17 protein-coding genes are annotated in these 15,917 nt (G+C 48.8%); 8 read left to right on the top strand and 9 right to left on the bottom strand.

The annotated features are described in order from the left end of the window. Positions 1–5 precede the first annotated feature (5 nt). Positions 6–1,580, bottom strand: coding sequence for a carbohydrate-binding protein (locus D0C16_RS15945; protein ID WP_151033267.1), 1,575 nt, complete (start codon positions 1,578–1,580; stop codon positions 6–8). A gap of 211 nt (positions 1,581–1,791) precedes the next feature. Here D0C16_RS15945 and coaD point away from each other — a divergent pair, with 211 nt between their 5' ends. Beyond that, entirely contained in the window at positions 1,792–2,271 is a 480-nt protein-coding gene (gene coaD, locus D0C16_RS15950; protein WP_151033268.1) for a pantetheine-phosphate adenylyltransferase, read from the top strand. An 18-nt stretch (positions 2,272–2,289) separates the two neighbouring features. Here the strand turns inward: coaD and mutM are convergent, their stop codons facing one another. Next, positions 2,290–3,102, bottom strand: a complete 813-nt coding sequence (gene mutM / locus D0C16_RS15955; RefSeq protein WP_151033269.1) for a bifunctional DNA-formamidopyrimidine glycosylase/DNA-(apurinic or apyrimidinic site) lyase — start codon at positions 3,100–3,102, stop codon at positions 2,290–2,292. 268 nt (positions 3,103–3,370) lie between these two features. On the opposite strand from mutM, the gene D0C16_RS15960 reads away from it, so the two are divergent. Next, complete coding sequence (locus tag D0C16_RS15960) at positions 3,371–4,015, top strand: hypothetical protein (protein ID WP_151033270.1); 645 nt, start codon at positions 3,371–3,373, stop codon at positions 4,013–4,015. 89 nt (positions 4,016–4,104) lie between these two features. Here the strand turns inward: D0C16_RS15960 and D0C16_RS15965 are convergent, their stop codons facing one another. The 4 genes from D0C16_RS15965 to radC all read right to left on the bottom strand — a co-directional run bounded on the left by D0C16_RS15965 (position 4,105) and on the right by radC (position 7,034). Then, a complete protein-coding gene (locus D0C16_RS15965; RefSeq protein WP_151033271.1) occupies positions 4,105–5,505 on the bottom strand; it encodes an HDOD domain-containing protein in 1,401 nt (466 codons plus the stop codon). Positions 5,506–5,739: 234 nt separating this feature from the next. After that, positions 5,740–5,895: a 50S ribosomal protein L33 gene (rpmG, locus tag D0C16_RS15970; protein ID WP_012489089.1), complete on the bottom strand. Its 156-nt coding sequence runs from the start codon at positions 5,893–5,895 to the stop codon at positions 5,740–5,742. 15 nt (positions 5,896–5,910) lie between these two features. Next, the gene (gene rpmB / locus D0C16_RS15975; RefSeq protein ID WP_039915942.1) at positions 5,911–6,147 is read right to left on the bottom strand and encodes a 50S ribosomal protein L28; all 237 of its coding nucleotides are present in this window, start codon (positions 6,145–6,147) and stop codon (positions 5,911–5,913) included. Between the two features lie 212 nt (positions 6,148–6,359). Further along, a complete protein-coding gene (radC, locus tag D0C16_RS15980) occupies positions 6,360–7,034 on the bottom strand; it encodes a DNA repair protein RadC (RefSeq protein ID WP_151033272.1) in 675 nt (224 codons plus the stop codon). A gap of 239 nt (positions 7,035–7,273) precedes the next feature. On the opposite strand from radC, the gene coaBC reads away from it, so the two are divergent. The 4 genes from coaBC to slmA are packed head-to-tail and all read left to right on the top strand — an operon-like array spanning position 7,274 to position 12,637. Beyond that, the gene (coaBC, locus tag D0C16_RS15985) at positions 7,274–8,479 is read left to right on the top strand and encodes a bifunctional phosphopantothenoylcysteine decarboxylase/phosphopantothenate--cysteine ligase CoaBC (protein ID WP_151033273.1); all 1,206 of its coding nucleotides are present in this window, start codon (positions 7,274–7,276) and stop codon (positions 8,477–8,479) included. A gap of 33 nt (positions 8,480–8,512) precedes the next feature. Then, entirely contained in the window at positions 8,513–11,017 is a 2,505-nt protein-coding gene (locus tag D0C16_RS15990) for a phosphomannomutase/phosphoglucomutase (protein WP_225318717.1), read from the top strand. Positions 11,018–11,067: 50 nt separating this feature from the next. Then, positions 11,068–11,976 carry an acetylglutamate kinase gene (gene argB / locus D0C16_RS15995; RefSeq protein ID WP_151033274.1) on the top strand — a complete coding sequence of 303 codons (909 nt, stop codon included), beginning with the start codon at positions 11,068–11,070 and terminating at the stop codon, positions 11,974–11,976. 49 nt (positions 11,977–12,025) lie between these two features. Further along, positions 12,026–12,637, top strand: coding sequence for a nucleoid occlusion factor SlmA (gene slmA, locus D0C16_RS16000; RefSeq protein WP_151033275.1), 612 nt, complete (start codon positions 12,026–12,028; stop codon positions 12,635–12,637). A 44-nt stretch (positions 12,638–12,681) separates the two neighbouring features. Here slmA and D0C16_RS16005 read toward each other — a convergent pair whose 3' ends face one another. Both D0C16_RS16005 and pyrE read right to left on the bottom strand, forming a co-directional pair. After that, positions 12,682–13,299, bottom strand: coding sequence for a hypothetical protein (locus D0C16_RS16005; RefSeq protein WP_225318718.1), 618 nt, complete (start codon positions 13,297–13,299; stop codon positions 12,682–12,684). A 24-nt stretch (positions 13,300–13,323) separates the two neighbouring features. After that, the gene (pyrE, locus tag D0C16_RS16010; RefSeq protein ID WP_151033277.1) at positions 13,324–13,971 is read right to left on the bottom strand and encodes an orotate phosphoribosyltransferase; all 648 of its coding nucleotides are present in this window, start codon (positions 13,969–13,971) and stop codon (positions 13,324–13,326) included. Between the two features lie 212 nt (positions 13,972–14,183). Here pyrE and D0C16_RS16015 point away from each other — a divergent pair, with 212 nt between their 5' ends. After that, positions 14,184–14,954 carry an exodeoxyribonuclease III gene (locus tag D0C16_RS16015; protein ID WP_151033278.1) on the top strand — a complete coding sequence of 257 codons (771 nt, stop codon included), beginning with the start codon at positions 14,184–14,186 and terminating at the stop codon, positions 14,952–14,954. Positions 14,955–15,013: 59 nt separating this feature from the next. Here the strand turns inward: D0C16_RS16015 and D0C16_RS16020 are convergent, their stop codons facing one another. After that, on the bottom strand, positions 15,014–15,433 hold the full coding sequence (locus D0C16_RS16020) for a Dabb family protein (protein WP_151033279.1): 420 nt from the start codon (positions 15,431–15,433) through the stop codon (positions 15,014–15,016). 143 nt (positions 15,434–15,576) lie between these two features. On the opposite strand from D0C16_RS16020, the gene D0C16_RS16025 reads away from it, so the two are divergent. Next, on the top strand, positions 15,577–15,864 hold the full coding sequence (locus D0C16_RS16025; protein WP_151033280.1) for a DUF1496 domain-containing protein: 288 nt from the start codon (positions 15,577–15,579) through the stop codon (positions 15,862–15,864). Positions 15,865–15,917 lie beyond the last annotated feature (53 nt).

The following is a 15,917-nucleotide window of genomic DNA, read 5'->3' on the forward strand; positions in this document are numbered from 1 at the left end:
AAGAATTACAACGCCTGAATATTTACAAACTTGCTGTAAAACCCGTTTTTATCAAACGCAGCTATTTCAAACACGTAACTTCCATTTGCCAAGCCGTTCAACGTAAAGCTGTTGTCCCAAGGGCCAATGCCAGTTGAAACATAGGTGTATTTGGTGTCGCCTGCGAGTTTATAGCGAATCTCATACCCGCCCAAATCTTCCGCATTCAATACTTCACCATTGGCCCGAGCGGTAGGTGGCGTCCATTTGAAATATGCCTCTCCTGTCGTAACATCACTGGTCGTGGTTGTAGAGGTGGAAGCTGCACTGGAAGAACTCACAGCAGCTGCAGAAGAACTAGAAGAACTGGAACTGGTTGTTACTACACTGGGTGCAGAACTGGTTGAGCTGGTCACCGCCCCGGCTGAGCTTGATTGTGCAGACGAGGAGGTTGCGGTCGTTGATTCGATTTTAAACCAGTTGATATTAAAGCCGTAACTGCCACGCGCCAAAGCGGTAATTCCAAACCTGTGTGAGCCAGCAGTTAAGGTCACGGTTTTCTCCACATCTACCCACTTTTGGGAGTCTCCGGTTTTAGGTACAGACACAGTTGCATATTGCGCACTACCATCCGCCTCATGAAACGCAAAACTACCCCCCCCTGCCAAACTGGCAACCCGGTAGGTAACTTTGTAGGTTCCTGTAGTGGGAATATCTATGACTTTGTCGCTGTAGGATAGCCAATCATTTTCATGGAAATAACCCACATTCAACCCGCCCCCTATATCCGTTGTAGGCTGGGTTTGTATTCCACTCATCTCTGTATAGTCTTCAGCCTGGATAGTGGCTGGCAAAGGCAAGCCACGCAGTTCCACTTTAAACCAGTTGATATTGTAACCCGAACCACGAGTTAACGTGGTAATCCCCAAACTATGCACGCCCGCTTTCAAGCTAACAGTCCGCTCAACATCAATCCATTTTTGGGTACCACCTGTGTTGGGGACGTTTACGACATCGTACTGGGCACTTTTATCAGCTTCATGAAGCGCAAAACTACCACCGCCACCGTTACTGGCAACACGATAAGTGACTTTATAATTCCCCGTTAACGGCGCGACAAATTGAGTATCCGAATAGGACATCCAATCGCCTTCATGGAAATACCCAACGTTCAAACCTCCGCCAACATCCTTGGTTGCTTCAGTTTGCACGCCAAACATACTGGTGTAACTTTCAGCCTGGATAGTAAGCGGTAGACTGGTAGTTGTACTGCTTTTACTGCTGCTGGACGAACTTGTCACCTGAGCTGCGGCCCCGGTTCCCAAACTCATCAGCGGCGCAAACAAAGCCATCGCAAATGTCATGCGGCGCAAAGACATTTGCCACCCAAGGCCGCGTTTCAATTGTTGATGATTGATGTAACCTAACCTGATTAAAATCTCGCCAATGGAAGTGACTTCCATGGCGGCCTTGTCATTCTGGTCTATATCTGCCCGCAAACGTTTTTGTTCGGCAATCGCAACTTTCAATTGACTAGTACTGATCAAGCCTTTTTCGACCAGAATGTCCCCTAAACGCGTTGCCTTGATATTCGTGGCCATCTGCTACCTCCAAAATACAATTACCGACCCTGAACCATACTCAAGCGAAAATGAAAATGAAAATGACGCCTCAATTGAGTCTAGTTCAGGGGTTTCCAAGTTTGTGATCCAGTAATAGACCAAATTGTGCTTTAGAGTTTGCTGGTCAGCTCATTACGAATTTTGTACCATGCGCGACCCACCGACCGGGACTCAATAACGGAGAACAACCATGCGTACAGTGGTCTACCCAGGCACTTTTGACCCGATTACCAATGGCCATATAGATTTGGTAGAGCGCGCCTGTCGGCTGTTCGACAAGGTGATAGTGGCAGTTGCGGCCAGCAACCGCAAAAATCCACTGTTTACCTTGGAAGAGCGCGTGGCACTGGCGGAGGAAACACTGGCACACCTGCCTAATGTGACCGTATGCGGCTTTGATATTTTACTGGTGGAGTTTGTACGTCAGCAGAACGCGCAGGCCGTACTGCGCGGCCTGCGCGCCGTTTCAGACTTTGAGTATGAATTCCAATTGGCGAATATGAACCGGGCTCTGGCCCCCAATATGGAAAGTATCTTCCTGACTCCGGCGGAGCACCTTTCCTACATTTCTTCGTCGATTGTGCGCGAAATTGCGTTTTTGGGCGGCGATGTCAACAAATTCGTTGCGGGTCCGGTCGAAGCAGCACTGCAGCGTAAATTTGGCAAATAGCTCCTTAAATGGTGCATCTTATTTCTGGCAATCCACACAGTAAACTGTGGTGCGATCATTCATGCGCACCTCTTTAAGCAGCTTTTTGCACCGCGTACAGGGCTCGCCGCCGCGACCATAAACCAGTAACTGCTGTTTGAAATAGCCTGGTTTGCCATCTCCACCCACAAAGTCGCGCAGGGTTGTTCCGCCCTGATCAATCGAACGCCGCAAGACAAATTGGATATCGCGCACCAGGTCTTCACAGTTTTTCCGTGTCAGTGAGCCCGCCTTGCGAATCGGCTTGATTGCCGACATAAACAGCGACTCATTAGCGTAGATGTTCCCCACACCCACAACGATCTTACTGTCCATAATGAATTGTTTGATCGCCTGGCTGCGTTTGCGCGTCCGCTCAAACAGATAATCCGCAGTGAAATTATCAGCCAGGGGTTCCGGCCCCAAATCGGCTAATAACTTATGCTTTTCAGGCTCACCTTCAATCCATAACAAACAGCCAAAACGGCGCGGGTCGCAATAACGCAGCGCCTGCTTGCCAAACACTAGATCAAAATGGTCGTGAAACGATGGAGGTTCATCCACGTTGACGATACGCAAGCTACCTGACATCCCCAAGTGAATTAGTGCGTGCCCCAACCCAAAATCGAGCAACAGATATTTTCCACGCCGCCGCACACCCAGTAGCTTTTTACCCGGCAATAAGGCAGCAAGCTCGGTTGGAATCGGCCAGCGCAGACGCGGCTGGCGGATGACAATCTCCGTCACTTTGTGACCGAGAATATGGGGGCTAATGCCACGCAGGGTAGTTTCAACTTCAGGTAATTCAGGCATATCTCATCCGTTACAGAATCAAAGCGGGAAAAAACTAATCAATCAAGCACCAATCTGGCGTTGAAAATAGCAAAATGTCACCTACAATAAAAATGTGACTCAAATCACAATCATAATAAGATTTGATTCGCACTTTTAAGCAACTTGGCCTGCAATTTGCGACGGCCATGATGCCAGTTCAGGCGCCATCCCAGCGGTAACGGGTCAACGCCACAGGAATAGATATCCTACTGGTTACCTTATCAACTGTTTGCCTCTGGAGTTTTTAATGAAAAACCTGATGCGGTCGCTGCTTTTACCGTTGCTATTCATAGCTGGCAGCGCCTCGGCGGTACCTATTGTATCTTTGTCTGCAGCCGGTCAAACAACCACCTCCGTTGCCGATACCACAACTATCGACTTCAACAGCGGTTGCGGCTACGTCGCTTGCAGTGGCGATTTTATCCTGGCGACTGGCAGCCAAAGCGGCCTCTATGCCCAACCCTTTGGCACCAACACTCAATACCTGAGCGTACCCCATCCATCTGCCAGCACCCTGAGCGCCGACTTTACTCTGGGCACAGTCGCCAACTATTTTGGGCTTTTTTGGGGATCAATTGACAGCTATAACTTCGTCAGCTTTTACCTGAACAACACCTTGGTTGCCAGTTTTTCCGGTAGTGCGATCGTGGGTCAATTTGCTGATGGTAATCAATTGAGTTACAGCTCTAACCGCTATATCAATTTTGATTTCGTTAGCGAGAGTTTTGATCGCGTGCGATTAACCAGCCACGGGTTTGCGTTTGAGAGCGATAACCACGCCTTTAGAAAACTGGTCGCAGTCACTGAACCTAGCGCAGCGCTGTTGCTGTTATTGGGCTTGATCAGTTTGACGTTGATGCGTCGCCAACTTAAAACTGTTGAGCTTAAATAGTCTCCGCCAGGCAAAAAAATCCCGGGTTCTTTGCCCGGTATTTTTTTGCGCCTCATTTAATCGTATAGATTTAAATATTCTGCACGCTACTAATGTGCGGCACTAAGACGCATCATCAAATTTAGTTGGTTGGCAATTAACTGAAACTCTTCAAACTGACGCGCCGACAACTTTCCACTTTCATTATCCGCATAGGCAATTGCCATCAAGCGTTTATTCAACTGCAAGGGCGCAATAAAAATATCGCCTTTGGCAGCCATGGCTTGCAATGCGCCCACGTCAGCCTGACCGGCTTCGACACTATAGTGAAACGGCTGCTGGGTGCGCAGCAATTCATGTAACAACTCCCCCTTGTGAAGTCTTTCCAAACTGATTTTTATTTGCTGCCGCCACAAGTGTGTCCCCTTACCCGCGACATAACGGACATCCAACACTTTGTTTTTATGGTCGACAATCAAAATAGCAAGACGCGCAATATCTGCACCCTCATGCAGCGCCGCAAGCGATAGCTGGGTTACTTTAGGCAGGTCACTACCTTCCAGCATGGCTTTGTGAATCTGGTTGAGTTGCTGCTGAAATAAATAATCGGTTTTAACTGCAGGTGTGTCTTTTTCCTCAAGGAGGTGGGGGTCTGGTAATGCGCTAATTAATACATCCACACCGTAAATTTTGGCGATCACTGAGGCCTCATCAGCCATACGCAACACTTGTTTTTTGGCGTCTTCAAATGGAATTTTGCACAAGCCTGCGGTTTGTTGACATAACTTTTGCATTTCAGCGCTTTTCATTCCGCGCTGAATATAAGTGCTGATTTGATTGCCCAAATTAACCGCGCGTGCTGCCGGGCTGGAGTGCACGTGGTTTTCACACGACTCACTGAGTAAATCACCCAGCGCCCAATCCTTGATTAAGTGACGCGAGAGCAAACTGGTATCAACCCCTAGATAGTCTAATGCAAGGCTATGCTCTGCCTGTGGAGTCTGGTCACGCGCCACAATGAAATCTTCCACTACCTTTCGCCCGGTAGAAATTAATGCGAGCTCGCTGATATTACGCAGCAACGCTGCAATAAATACTTGTTCTTTTTTATCACCATCAAGAAACGGCACCATCGCTTTGGCTTGTACTGCTGCATGAAACGACCGCGCCAGACTTTGGATTAATAAAGTTTTAGGCTTACCCTTGAGGAAGTTATCAATCAACGTGGTAGCCAGAGTGATGTTACGCAAATTATCAAAGCCCAAATGCACAATCGCGCGCGAAACCGTTTTTATGGGAGCAAACGAGGGGTTGTAGTGCACAGAATTGGCAATACGCAAAACCTTGGAGGTGAGATCTGCATCGCGCAGGATAATTTTGGTCAGATCTTCCGCGCGGCATTTTTCATTTTCACTCAGCTCGCAAATTTCCCGCACTACTGCATCGAGCGTAGGCAGTTCCTGTTCAGCGAGCGCATCCATCCATGCCTCAAGCCCACGAATTTCTGTCATAGGGGAAACCTGTAGTAGCCGATTTTGAACATGCGCGTCGCTCGGTACCGCCGCCGCCGATATTTTTTATTATGTCGCTTGAGTGTAGTTCAGGTCGCTGAATTCTGCTTTTTGGCGCAAGCTTCGCCGCAATTATTTTTTATGGAACCGATTTAGCTAATTTCAGGCAATAAAAAACCCGGTGCTAAGACCGGGCTTTTCAAAAGCAATATTCAAATAAAGCTATTCGGCGAATTACTTGATTTTGCCTTCTTTGTAGACCACGTGCTTGCGCACAACTGGATCGTACTTTTTGATTTCCATCTTTTCTGGCATGGTGCGCTTGTTCTTGTCAGTGGTGTAGAAGTGACCAGTACCAGCAGAAGAGTTCAGACGAATTTTTTCGCGCATGACAATAGCTCCTAATTACACTTTGTGGCCGTTGGCACGAACATCAGCCAACACAGCTTCGATGCCGCGCTTGTCGATGATACGCATACCTTTTGGAGTCAGACGCAGAGTTACGAAACGCTTCTCAGCTTCTACCCAAAAACGGTGAGATTGCAGGTTTGGCAAAAAACGACGCTTGGTGTGGTTTTTTGCGTGGGATACATTGTGACCGGTAACAGGGCGTTTGCCGGTAACTTGACATACTCTGGACATTTGATTGCCTCATTCAAAAATCAGTGCGCTCTGCTGGAGGCGCGGTGTTAGAACCGTTTAAACAGACTAACAACCAGCAAATGCGCCTTGTGATCAGCCTATTCTTTCCTAAACGCGGCGGGATAATTCGACACTGCCGCAAAGAGCCGCGCTTTATACCAAAAGCCGGCCCCAATAGCAACGAAAAGGTTATTTTTTGAGCCTCGATTCGTTTAAATCAGGCCGCGCTCGGCAAAGGACACCACTTCCAGGTCGCCTACCACCATGTGATCCAGTATCCGCACGTCAATCAGCTCCAACGCCGCTTGCAGCCTTTGCGTAATCCGTTGATCCGCCTGACTCGGTTCCGCAATACCACTTGGATGATTGTGAGCGAGAATCAAGGCAGCGGCGTTGTGAGTCATAGCCCGCCGTACCACCTCGCGCGGATAGACAGCTGCACCATCGATAGTGCCGAAAAATAACTCTTCGTAAGTAATCAGTCGATTCTGATTGTCGAGGAACAAGACCGCAAAGACTTCTCTCGGTTGATGGCGCAACTGGGCGCTCAGGTATTGTCGCACCAGCTCTGGGCTGGAGAGCAAATCACCCGCTTTCATTGTTGCCGACAGATGACGGCGAGCCATCTCCAACACCGCCTGCAGCTGAGCATATTTTGCATTGCCCAACCCCAGTCCTTTGCAAAAATCGACCTGGGTTGCCTCGAGTAGAGGGCGCAACCCCCCATAGTGTTGCAAGAGATCGCGCGCCAGATCTACCGCCGATTTGCCGGCGACACCGATTCGCAAGAAGATCGCCAGTAATTCAGCGTCGGATAGCGCGCGCGGGCCAAGTGCCAGTAATTTTTCACGCGGACGTTCGGCCTCAGGCCAATCAGCAATAGACATCACGAAAACTCCTTTTTGAATAAAAGAACACATTAATCAATCCCTGTTCGCCTGTTATACCGGGTTGGGGCAGCAGATGCGAAAATGCCGCCAAGAATGGTATCTTAGCGGCCGTTCGTCAAGCATCGCGCTGCTTGGGCTCCAAGCCCGGCAAGGCCGTGGCCGTTAGTGGCCAATTACGTACTTTCAGCTAAGGTTGTTCTCTAGCTGTCCACTTTTTCCCCGGGGCTGCCTTATCCATGAGTTCATTGGCCAATAAACAGATTCTGCTCGGCGTCACCGGTGGCATCGCCGCCTATAAAAGTGCCGACCTGGTGCGCCGCCTGCAAGACGCAGGTGCCAGCGTGCAGGTGGTGATGACCCCTGCCGCGCAGGAATTTATTACTCCGCTAACTATGCAGGCACTATCAGGCCATCCAGTACACACTCAACTATTAGATCCGGAAGCAGAAGCGGGCATGGGTCATATCCAATTGGCGCGTTGGGCCGACCTGCTACTGATCGCCCCCGCAACGGCTGATTTTATGGCGCGCTTGAGCCAGGGGCTGGGTAATGATTTGCTAACCAGCATCTGTCTGGCCACCGCCGCCCCTATCGCCTTGGCACCCGCGATGAACCAGGGCATGTGGCGCAATGCGGCAACGCAAGCCAATCTCGATATCCTTATCGATCGCAAAATCCATATTTTCGGCCCCGCTGATGGAGGCCAGGCCTGCGGTGATATTGGCCCGGGGCGTATGCTGGAACCCTTACAAATTGTTGATATGGCTGCACGTCTATTCGCCACTGGCAGTCTTGCCGGCAAAAAAGTCGTCATTACCGCCGGCCCTACCCGCGAAGCCATAGACCCGGTTCGCTACATCAGCAACCACAGCTCAGGCAAGATGGGTTATGCGTTAGTCCAGGCAGCAATTGAAGCAGGCGCACAAACCGTATTAATCAGCGGCCCGACGCAATTGGCAAAGCCCGCGCGCGCGCGCTGTATTGATGTGATCACGGCTGAAGAGATGTACAACGCCAGCATGGCCGAGGCACTGGATTGCGATCTGTTTATCGCCGCCGCCGCGGTAGCTGATTACCGTCCGATAGAAGTGGCCACCCAAAAAATGAAAAAGGGTGATGACGATGACATCACCCTACACTTGATAAAAAATCCCGACATAGTTGCGAGTGTCGCTGCGCTCACACCGAAACCCTTAACCGTGGGTTTCGCGGCCGAGTCTGAAAAACTGATCGACTATGCCCGGACTAAACTGGAACGCAAAAATCTTGATTTGGTAGTCGCCAATAATATTGCCGCAAGCAACATAGGTTTTAACAGCGACGATAACGCCGTCACACTTATCGATAAGCATTCCAGCACCGACATTAGCCAGCGCAGCAAACAACAACTTGCGCGCGAACTCATTGCCTGTTTTGCACAAAAACTGGCACCACAACGATAAGCACGCAACAGAGAACAATGGGAAGGTAGACGAGTGAACCCCAAAGATCCGCTCCTTGCAAAACCTGAAGCAGGCACACACCTTTCACGCACAGCACAGCGCGCGCTGGAAGCAGCCAAACGCAAAGCAGCTATGCAACAAAAAATCTTGTTGATCTTGCTGGGCATAGGCCTGCTTATCAATGGGGTAATCGCCTATGTGCTCTATCAGAATTTGGTAATTAAACAGGCGGAAGAGAATCTTGCCGGATTAACGCAAGAGAAAGTTAATGAACGCAGACTCGCCTTGGAAAAATATTTTTCTGCGCAAGATAAATTCATTAATCAACTAGCAAGTGATGCCGCATTTGTCAATGCACTCGACCCAGCCGCCGAACCGGAATTGCGCCGACAAACTGAGCAGGCTTGGCAAGCAAAAATCCTCCTTGCCTTACACCTACGCCTGACGCCGATTGGCACCGCCGCTTTGGAGCGTGAAAGCGAATTTCCCTTGCGCTTTGCCGAGCTTGATTTAATTCAGCGCGCCGAACAGCGAAAGACCATATTACCCGAGCTTGCCACTATAGGTGATCGTCAATTTTTATACTGGATTCGCCCCATACCGACCGACCCGCAAAGTGACCCACTAGGTACACTTATGATTACACTCAATCCGGAGGAGGTATTCAAAATATTTTCTACCGCAGATGCAACTCTGGGTGAGTACGTGTTACTGCAACAATTTAACGGAAGCCAACCACAAGTATTAAAAAAGCTTGGCGCCGGTGCTGCGGGAACCAACATGCAAGCCAGTGTTGCAGGCAGCCATCTGCAAATAAAATTTACTCCGTCTGAAGCACTGGTCGACGCCGCACAAGAATCGCCAACACTCTGGATACTTATTGTTAGTCTAATAGCCGCCGCAAGCCTTGCAATAATATGGTTATTGAGCAAAGTGCTTGTTCGCAGAGAAATAGGCGAGCTTGAAACATCCCCACTACTTCCCGAACTTGCCAAGGCAAATAAGCAAGCCATTGCAGACGAAAATACCCCCGCAGATCCACTCTTCCAGAAACAGGATATTCTCGATATAGCGATGATTGGCGAAGATGAAAACATTCTTGGTTTAGATCAAGCCTCGGGTAAAAAGTCAGCGGCCAATCCACGCAATAAGATCAACGAAACCAATATCCCCGCAGAGATTTTTCGCTCCTACGATATTCGCGGCTTAGTTGGCAGTCAAATTACACCCGAGCTGGCGCAATTAATTGGTCAGGCGGTCGGCAGCGAAGCAATCGATCAGGGCGAACGTAACATTGTGGTCGCCCGCGATGGGCGCACTCACAGTGAATCACTTACCGATGCGTTAATCAAAGGTGTCCTACGCACTGGTTGTAACGTTATTAATATCGGCGTAGTACCTACTCCGCTTATGTATTTTTCTACTTTTAATTTTGAAGATACTAATAGCGGCATCATGGTAACGGCCAGCCACAACCCCAAGGAATACAATGGTTTTAAAGTCGTCATCAACAATCGCGCGCTCGCCGATGATGCTGTTACTGAATTACGTGCTCGCATTATTGGTCAGCGCTTTCACCAGGGGCTGGGTGAAGAAATTCCGCGCGCCATTATTCCCGACTATATCGACCGTATATTTTCCGATGTTGCGTTGGCCAGCAATGTGACTCTGGTGGTAGATGCAGGGAACGCGGTTCCCGGTGTGGTTGCACCGCAATTATTTGAAGAATTGGGTTGCGATGTAATTCCGTTGTTTTGTGATCTGGACGGGGAATTTCCCAATCATGAACCAGACCCAACCCATGAAAAAAATCTCACTGCACTCATTGAAAAAGTACGGGAAACCAACGCCGATATAGGTGTTGCGTTCGACGGTGACGGTGATCGACTGGTGGTGGTAACACCCAAAGGCGATATTATCTGGCCTGATCGATTGTTGATGTTATTTGCCAAGGACGTACTCGCCCGCCACCCGGGTGCTGATGTGTTATTCGATGTAAAATGCTCGCGCCAGTTAAATCAAGTAATCAGTAGTTACGGCGGTCGACCAATTATGTGGAAAACGGGACACTCGCCCATGAAAGCCAAAATGGAGGAAACCCAGGCATTGATTGGTGGCGAATATTCAGGTCATATTTTTATCAAAGACCGTTGGTACGGCTTTGATGACGGCATTTATGCCATGGCGCGTTTGCTGGAAATTATCACGTTGCGCGACCAAAATATTGACGATATTTTTGCCGCCTTCCCGCAACTTTATTCAACACCAGAATTGAAAGTTGCTGTATCCGAGCAGGAGAAGTTTGAGCTCATTAGCAAAATTACCGAGTCAGGTGATTTTGCCAATGGCACAATCACCGCTATTGATGGCTTGCGCGTAGATTACACCAAGGGCTGGGGACTGGTGCGCGCCTCTAACACATCGCCCGCACTGACTCTGCGTTTTGAAGCTGAATCGCCCGAAGCATTGGAAAAGATCCAGCAAATCTTTAAACGCGAATTACTAAAAGTGGATAAAGCCCTCGCAATTCCGTTTTAGTTTCACTTTGATTATTAATTATTTTTTATTGTTCACAGGACTAATTAGTTATGTCACTTAATCGCGAATCGGCAATGAATATTGCCAATGTACTCACTGAAGCATTGCCTTACATCCAACGTTTCACCGGAAAAACCGTCGTGGTTAAATTTGGTGGCAATGCGATGGAAGGGGAAGAACTGCAAAATAGTTTTGCACGCGACATCGTACTGATGAAACTGGTTGGTATGAACCCCGTAGTGGTACATGGCGGCGGCCCGCAAATTGGCAGTCTGCTGGAAAAGCTCAATATTAAATCCGAATTCATCAATGGTATGCGCGTAACCGATAGTGCAACCATGGATGTGGTAGAAATGGTATTGGGCGGCACCGTCAATAAACAAATCGTCAGCCTGATTAACCGTAACGGCGGTCAGGCAATTGGTTTAACCGGTAAAGATGGACAATTGATTCGCGCGAAAAAATTAACTGTCACCCACAAAACACCAGAGATGCTCGCACCAGAAATTCTCGATATAGGTCATGTCGGTGAAGTAGAAAATGTAAATACCTCAGTTATCGACATGTTGATCAATAGTGATTTTATCCCGGTTATCGCGCCGATTGGCGTGGGTGAAGATGGCGCATCCTACAATATCAATGCCGATTTGGTTGCCGGAAAAATTGCTGAATTCCTGCGTGCAGAAAAATTAATGTTACTGACCAATGTTTCCGGCTTGCAAGACAAGCAAGGTAATGTACTGACCGGTTTGAGCACCGAGCAAGTGGATGGTTTGATTGCAGACGGCACCATCTATGGCGGCATGTTGCCCAAAATTGCCTGCGCGTTGGACGCAGTTAAAGGTGGTGTGACCAGCGCTCACATTATTGATGGTCGCGTAGATCACGCGGTACTGTTGGAAATTTTTACCGATGCTGGTGTGGGCACATTAATTACCAATAAGCCACGTAATAACTAATTAAGTTGCCGCAGCAACTCTATGTTGCTGCGGCGCGAATGGAGGCGGCATGAAAACCCAAAAAACATCGCGCAAGCAGCAAATTCTGGAGTGTCTGGCGCGCATGCTTGAGGCAAGCCCCGGCGAACGAATTACAACGTCTGCCTTGGCTAAAGAAGTCGGAGTGTCAGAAGCAGCACTCTATCGCCACTTCCCCAGCAAGTCCAAAATGTTCGAGGGTTTGATTGAGTTCATTGAAGAAACTATTTTTTCGCGCATTACACTAATCCTGGCGGAAGAAAAGTCTGCGCTCAAACGCTGTGAAAAGATCCTTGCACTGCTGCTTGGTTTTGCCGAGCGCAATCCAGGTCTTACGCGCTTACTGACCGGTGATGCCTTAACGGGGGAGACCGAGAGACTACGCTTGCGTATCGGGCAATTATTTGATCGCATCGAAACCCAGTTAAAACAAATTTTGCGCGAAGCTGAATTACGCGAAGGACTTCACCCTCAGTTACCTGTCGCCGCCGCCGCCAACTTGTTAATTGCATTGGTTGATGGACGAATCGCAGAATTTGTCCGCTCGGAATTTCGCCGCCTACCGACCACTCATTGGCAAGAACAGTGGCAATTACTGGCTCAAAGTTTTCTTGTTCCCAATACCTTGCCGGTATTCGAATAAAAACAACAAACCGGTATCGGTTTTTCTATTTGAATCACCTTCAACTAGGGTGATTTTTTACTAATTTCTATAAAGCGGTTTTTATCGCGATCGAATTTTTCCGCGACATCCTTGTGTTCCTGTTCGCGCTGTTTGATTTGCGCCTGGATATCTTTTTCTTCCTGCACCAAATTATTAATATTTTTCAGTAGCTCATCAGATAGTTGACGACCACCGCGCTCTACTGCTGCTGCCTGAGCTTGATACTCTTGCAAGCGTTTGCGCGCCGACACCAAATTAGCCTGCAAAATACTGATGTTGCCACGTAAACTCTCCAGATTACGAGACTTGGCCGCATCTATGTCTGCCACATTGCTGTAGGCGCGACGCAATTGCAAATCCTCTCGGGCTTGCTCTTCGCGCTTTAATTTTTCCTTGCGCAGCCGCTCTGCCTCCGGCCCTTTAGGGGCAGGAGGAATAACTTTCAATACTTTCCCGGAACGCGAGACTATCTCATAGCCATCACTGACATATTCCGGGGGAATTTTACTATCCAGAACAGTCACTCCATCCTTGTTTTTATAGCGATAAATAACCTTGCTGTTAGCCTCTGTAGCAGCCATTGAAATGCTGCCCAGTAACAGCGAGCAGCAAGTAATTACAATACCCAACAGGTTACGCATTGGATTTAGGTGCCTCATCTAAAGTTACAACTCTACCCCGTAGGTCGTACGGTATTGTTTGATTTTTTCTACCATCGCCTCTTGGCCTGCCTGACCCTCCAGATACGCAACAATGTGATTCAAATTGATAATGCTGATTACAGGAATGCCAAATGTCTGCTCGACCTCCTGAATCGCGGATACCTGCCCCTGGCCTTTTTCCATTCGATTCAGACCAATTAACACCGCCGCTGGCTTGGCGCCCGCCTGGTCGATAATAGCCATAACTTCACGTACTGCCGTACCGGCGGTAATCACATCGTCTACGATCAGAACTTTCCCCTGTAACGGCGCTCCTACCAAGGTACCGCCTTCACCGTGATCTTTAGCCTCCTTGCGGTTGTAGCAATAGGGCAAGTCGCGCTGGTAATGATCTGCCAACGCCACCGCAGTCGTCGCCGCCAACGGAATTCCTTTGTAGGCTGGGCCGAACACTATATCGAAGTCTACGCCGGATGCAGTGATTGCGGCCGCATAAAAACGACCCAGATCCGCCAGAGCGCTGCCGGTCTGAAAGCGACCCGCGTTGAAGAAATATGGACTGGTACGCCCGGATTTGAGAACGAATTCACCAAAGCATAACGCCTGATGTTTAAGCGCCAGCTGAATGAAGTCAAATTGGTATTTTTCCATGCAAAGTATCCGACTATGAACTAAGTTTTAGGTGACAGAATAACTACAACGAGGTTTGGCCTATGAGCCGGACCCGCATTTGGGCCACAGCAGCCATCCAAATGTTAAGGATGTGAAAAAAAGTAACGCCTACCACAAAAAACCCAGCGGTGACGGTAACACAATCACACAAAGCTCGGGTATGATACACAGTCCGTAATCAAGGGGCTAACATGAGAGTTATCAGTCTTAGCGTCGATGGTATTTTTCAGGCGGCGCAGCGCGGCCTATTCACCTGGCTCGCGAATCAGGATGCAGATTTTATCTGTTTACAGGATCTTCGCGCACTAGAGCGTGAGCTTGAAAAACCCGAGTTTGAACTCAAGGGCTACAACGCCTATTTTTTCGACTCAGGCACCAAGCACTATAATGGTGTCGCCATCTATACCCGTTTACAACCTAAAGCCTTGATTTATGGGCTCGGCTTTGCTTCCGGCGTCGATATGGAAGGCCGCTACCTTCAGGTAGATTTCGAGCAATTGAGCGTAGGCTCATTACTGGCTCCCAGTGCTAGCTCCGAATTGGAATCCCAGGAAGTCAAAATAAAATTCTTTGACGATTTCCAGGCCCATCTGGATAAGATCACCCGCAAGCGTCGCGAATACATTTTCTGTGGCAACTGGCAGATGGCTCATACCCCCAAAGATGTCAGCAATAGTGCTACAAACCAACACAACTCGGGCTTTTTGCCGCACGAGCGCCAGTGGCTCAGCCAACTATTTAACCAGATCGGTTATGTAGATGCATTCCGCAAAGTGAACAAAGATGGCGATGAATACAGCTGGTGGCCCAACGGCCTGAAAGGAGATGGCGACGGCTGGCGCACCGATTTCCAGGTAGTGTCCAATAGTCTGGGACCTAAAGTAGAATACGCCACTATCTATAAAACCCAGCAGTTCTCCAGCCATATGCCGGTCATTATCGATTACGACATTGAGCTGTAATAGATCCCAATAAAAAACCCGCTCGTGCAGCGGGTTTTTTATTGGCCATTAACAGCAAGTCACTTCACTTCCAGCGCGTCGTAAACCACGACCTTGCTCCACAGATGCTGATGCTCTTCCACAAATTTTTTATGCAGTGGATGCACCTGGTAGGCATCCTGCCCGGCAACATCATCAAATCCCAGGAGTTCAGAGACGTGATAGGAATTATCGATTACCTCACGTTTCTCCGTCGATGCTGGTACCCCCACATGAATACTGCGTACTGTTTCAATGGCAGCCAGGGATTTAACTCCCGCTATTAATTTCTCGCGATCAGCCGCTGAATCCGGATTCTTCAGCCAGAAAAAAACGTGATGTAACAATGTTGGCATTGCTGTGGTTCCTGTTGCAGGTTTGGCAAGCGCGTCTCCCGCTACCAACGCAGCGCCGGCAATGGCAGTGGTGGTGAGAAAGTCGCGACGACTAGTATCGGACATTGATCAGCTCCTGAAATAAAAATCAGATAAAACACCGTAAGCAGATCAACTGGCAAACGGCTTTACCTAAGATTACCCAGACAGATTTAACTCTGTTACTCTCGCACCGCTGAATAAAAATATAACCCTGTGAGAGAAACTCCATGAAATCAACCATCATCATCGCCAGTCTCGGCCTGGCAATAGGCACCAGTGCTCTCGCGCACGAAGGTCATGACCATGCCTTGAGCAAAGAAGAAATTGCCCAGCAGGTGAAAGAGGGCAAACTCTGCATACTGAACAATGAAGCCAGCCCCTTGGGAGCTGTTATCGAACAAGAAGGAAGATATTACCGCTGTGTAAAAGCCTATGGAAAAGATCTCTCCGCCCACACTGAATTGGTCTGGGTTGAATTACATATCAAGGACAATGCGCTCGTCACTGTTCCCTGAGTTTTTATTTGGTGTGCGTTAAACAAACCTGCGATAACTTCTTCGCAGGTTTG

Source organism: Cellvibrio sp. KY-GH-1, from assembly GCF_008806975.1.
Taxonomy (GTDB): domain Bacteria; phylum Pseudomonadota; class Gammaproteobacteria; order Pseudomonadales; family Cellvibrionaceae; genus Cellvibrio.

Coding starts and splice junctions, on each gene's coding strand:
- D0C16_RS15945 (WP_151033267.1), bottom strand. CDS start 1,580: ATGGCCACGAATATCAAGGCAACGCGTTTAGGGGACATTCTGGTCGAA.
- coaD (WP_151033268.1), top strand. CDS start 1,792: ATGCGTACAGTGGTCTACCCAGGCACTTTTGACCCGATTACCAATGGC.
- mutM (WP_151033269.1), bottom strand. CDS start 3,102: ATGCCTGAATTACCTGAAGTTGAAACTACCCTGCGTGGCATTAGCCCC.
- D0C16_RS15960 (WP_151033270.1), top strand. CDS start 3,371: ATGAAAAACCTGATGCGGTCGCTGCTTTTACCGTTGCTATTCATAGCT.
- D0C16_RS15965 (WP_151033271.1), bottom strand. CDS start 5,505: ATGACAGAAATTCGTGGGCTTGAGGCATGGATGGATGCGCTCGCTGAA.
- rpmG (WP_012489089.1), bottom strand. CDS start 5,895: ATGCGCGAAAAAATTCGTCTGAACTCTTCTGCTGGTACTGGTCACTTC.
- rpmB (WP_039915942.1), bottom strand. CDS start 6,147: ATGTCCAGAGTATGTCAAGTTACCGGCAAACGCCCTGTTACCGGTCAC.
- radC (WP_151033272.1), bottom strand. CDS start 7,034: ATGTCTATTGCTGATTGGCCTGAGGCCGAACGTCCGCGTGAAAAATTA.
- coaBC (WP_151033273.1), top strand. CDS start 7,274: ATGAGTTCATTGGCCAATAAACAGATTCTGCTCGGCGTCACCGGTGGC.
- argB (WP_151033274.1), top strand. CDS start 11,068: ATGTCACTTAATCGCGAATCGGCAATGAATATTGCCAATGTACTCACT.
- slmA (WP_151033275.1), top strand. CDS start 12,026: ATGAAAACCCAAAAAACATCGCGCAAGCAGCAAATTCTGGAGTGTCTG.
- D0C16_RS16005 (WP_225318718.1), bottom strand. CDS start 13,299: ATGCGTAACCTGTTGGGTATTGTAATTACTTGCTGCTCGCTGTTACTG.
- pyrE (WP_151033277.1), bottom strand. CDS start 13,971: ATGGAAAAATACCAATTTGACTTCATTCAGCTGGCGCTTAAACATCAG.
- D0C16_RS16015 (WP_151033278.1), top strand. CDS start 14,184: ATGAGAGTTATCAGTCTTAGCGTCGATGGTATTTTTCAGGCGGCGCAG.
- D0C16_RS16020 (WP_151033279.1), bottom strand. CDS start 15,433: ATGTCCGATACTAGTCGTCGCGACTTTCTCACCACCACTGCCATTGCC.
- D0C16_RS16025 (WP_151033280.1), top strand. CDS start 15,577: ATGAAATCAACCATCATCATCGCCAGTCTCGGCCTGGCAATAGGCACC.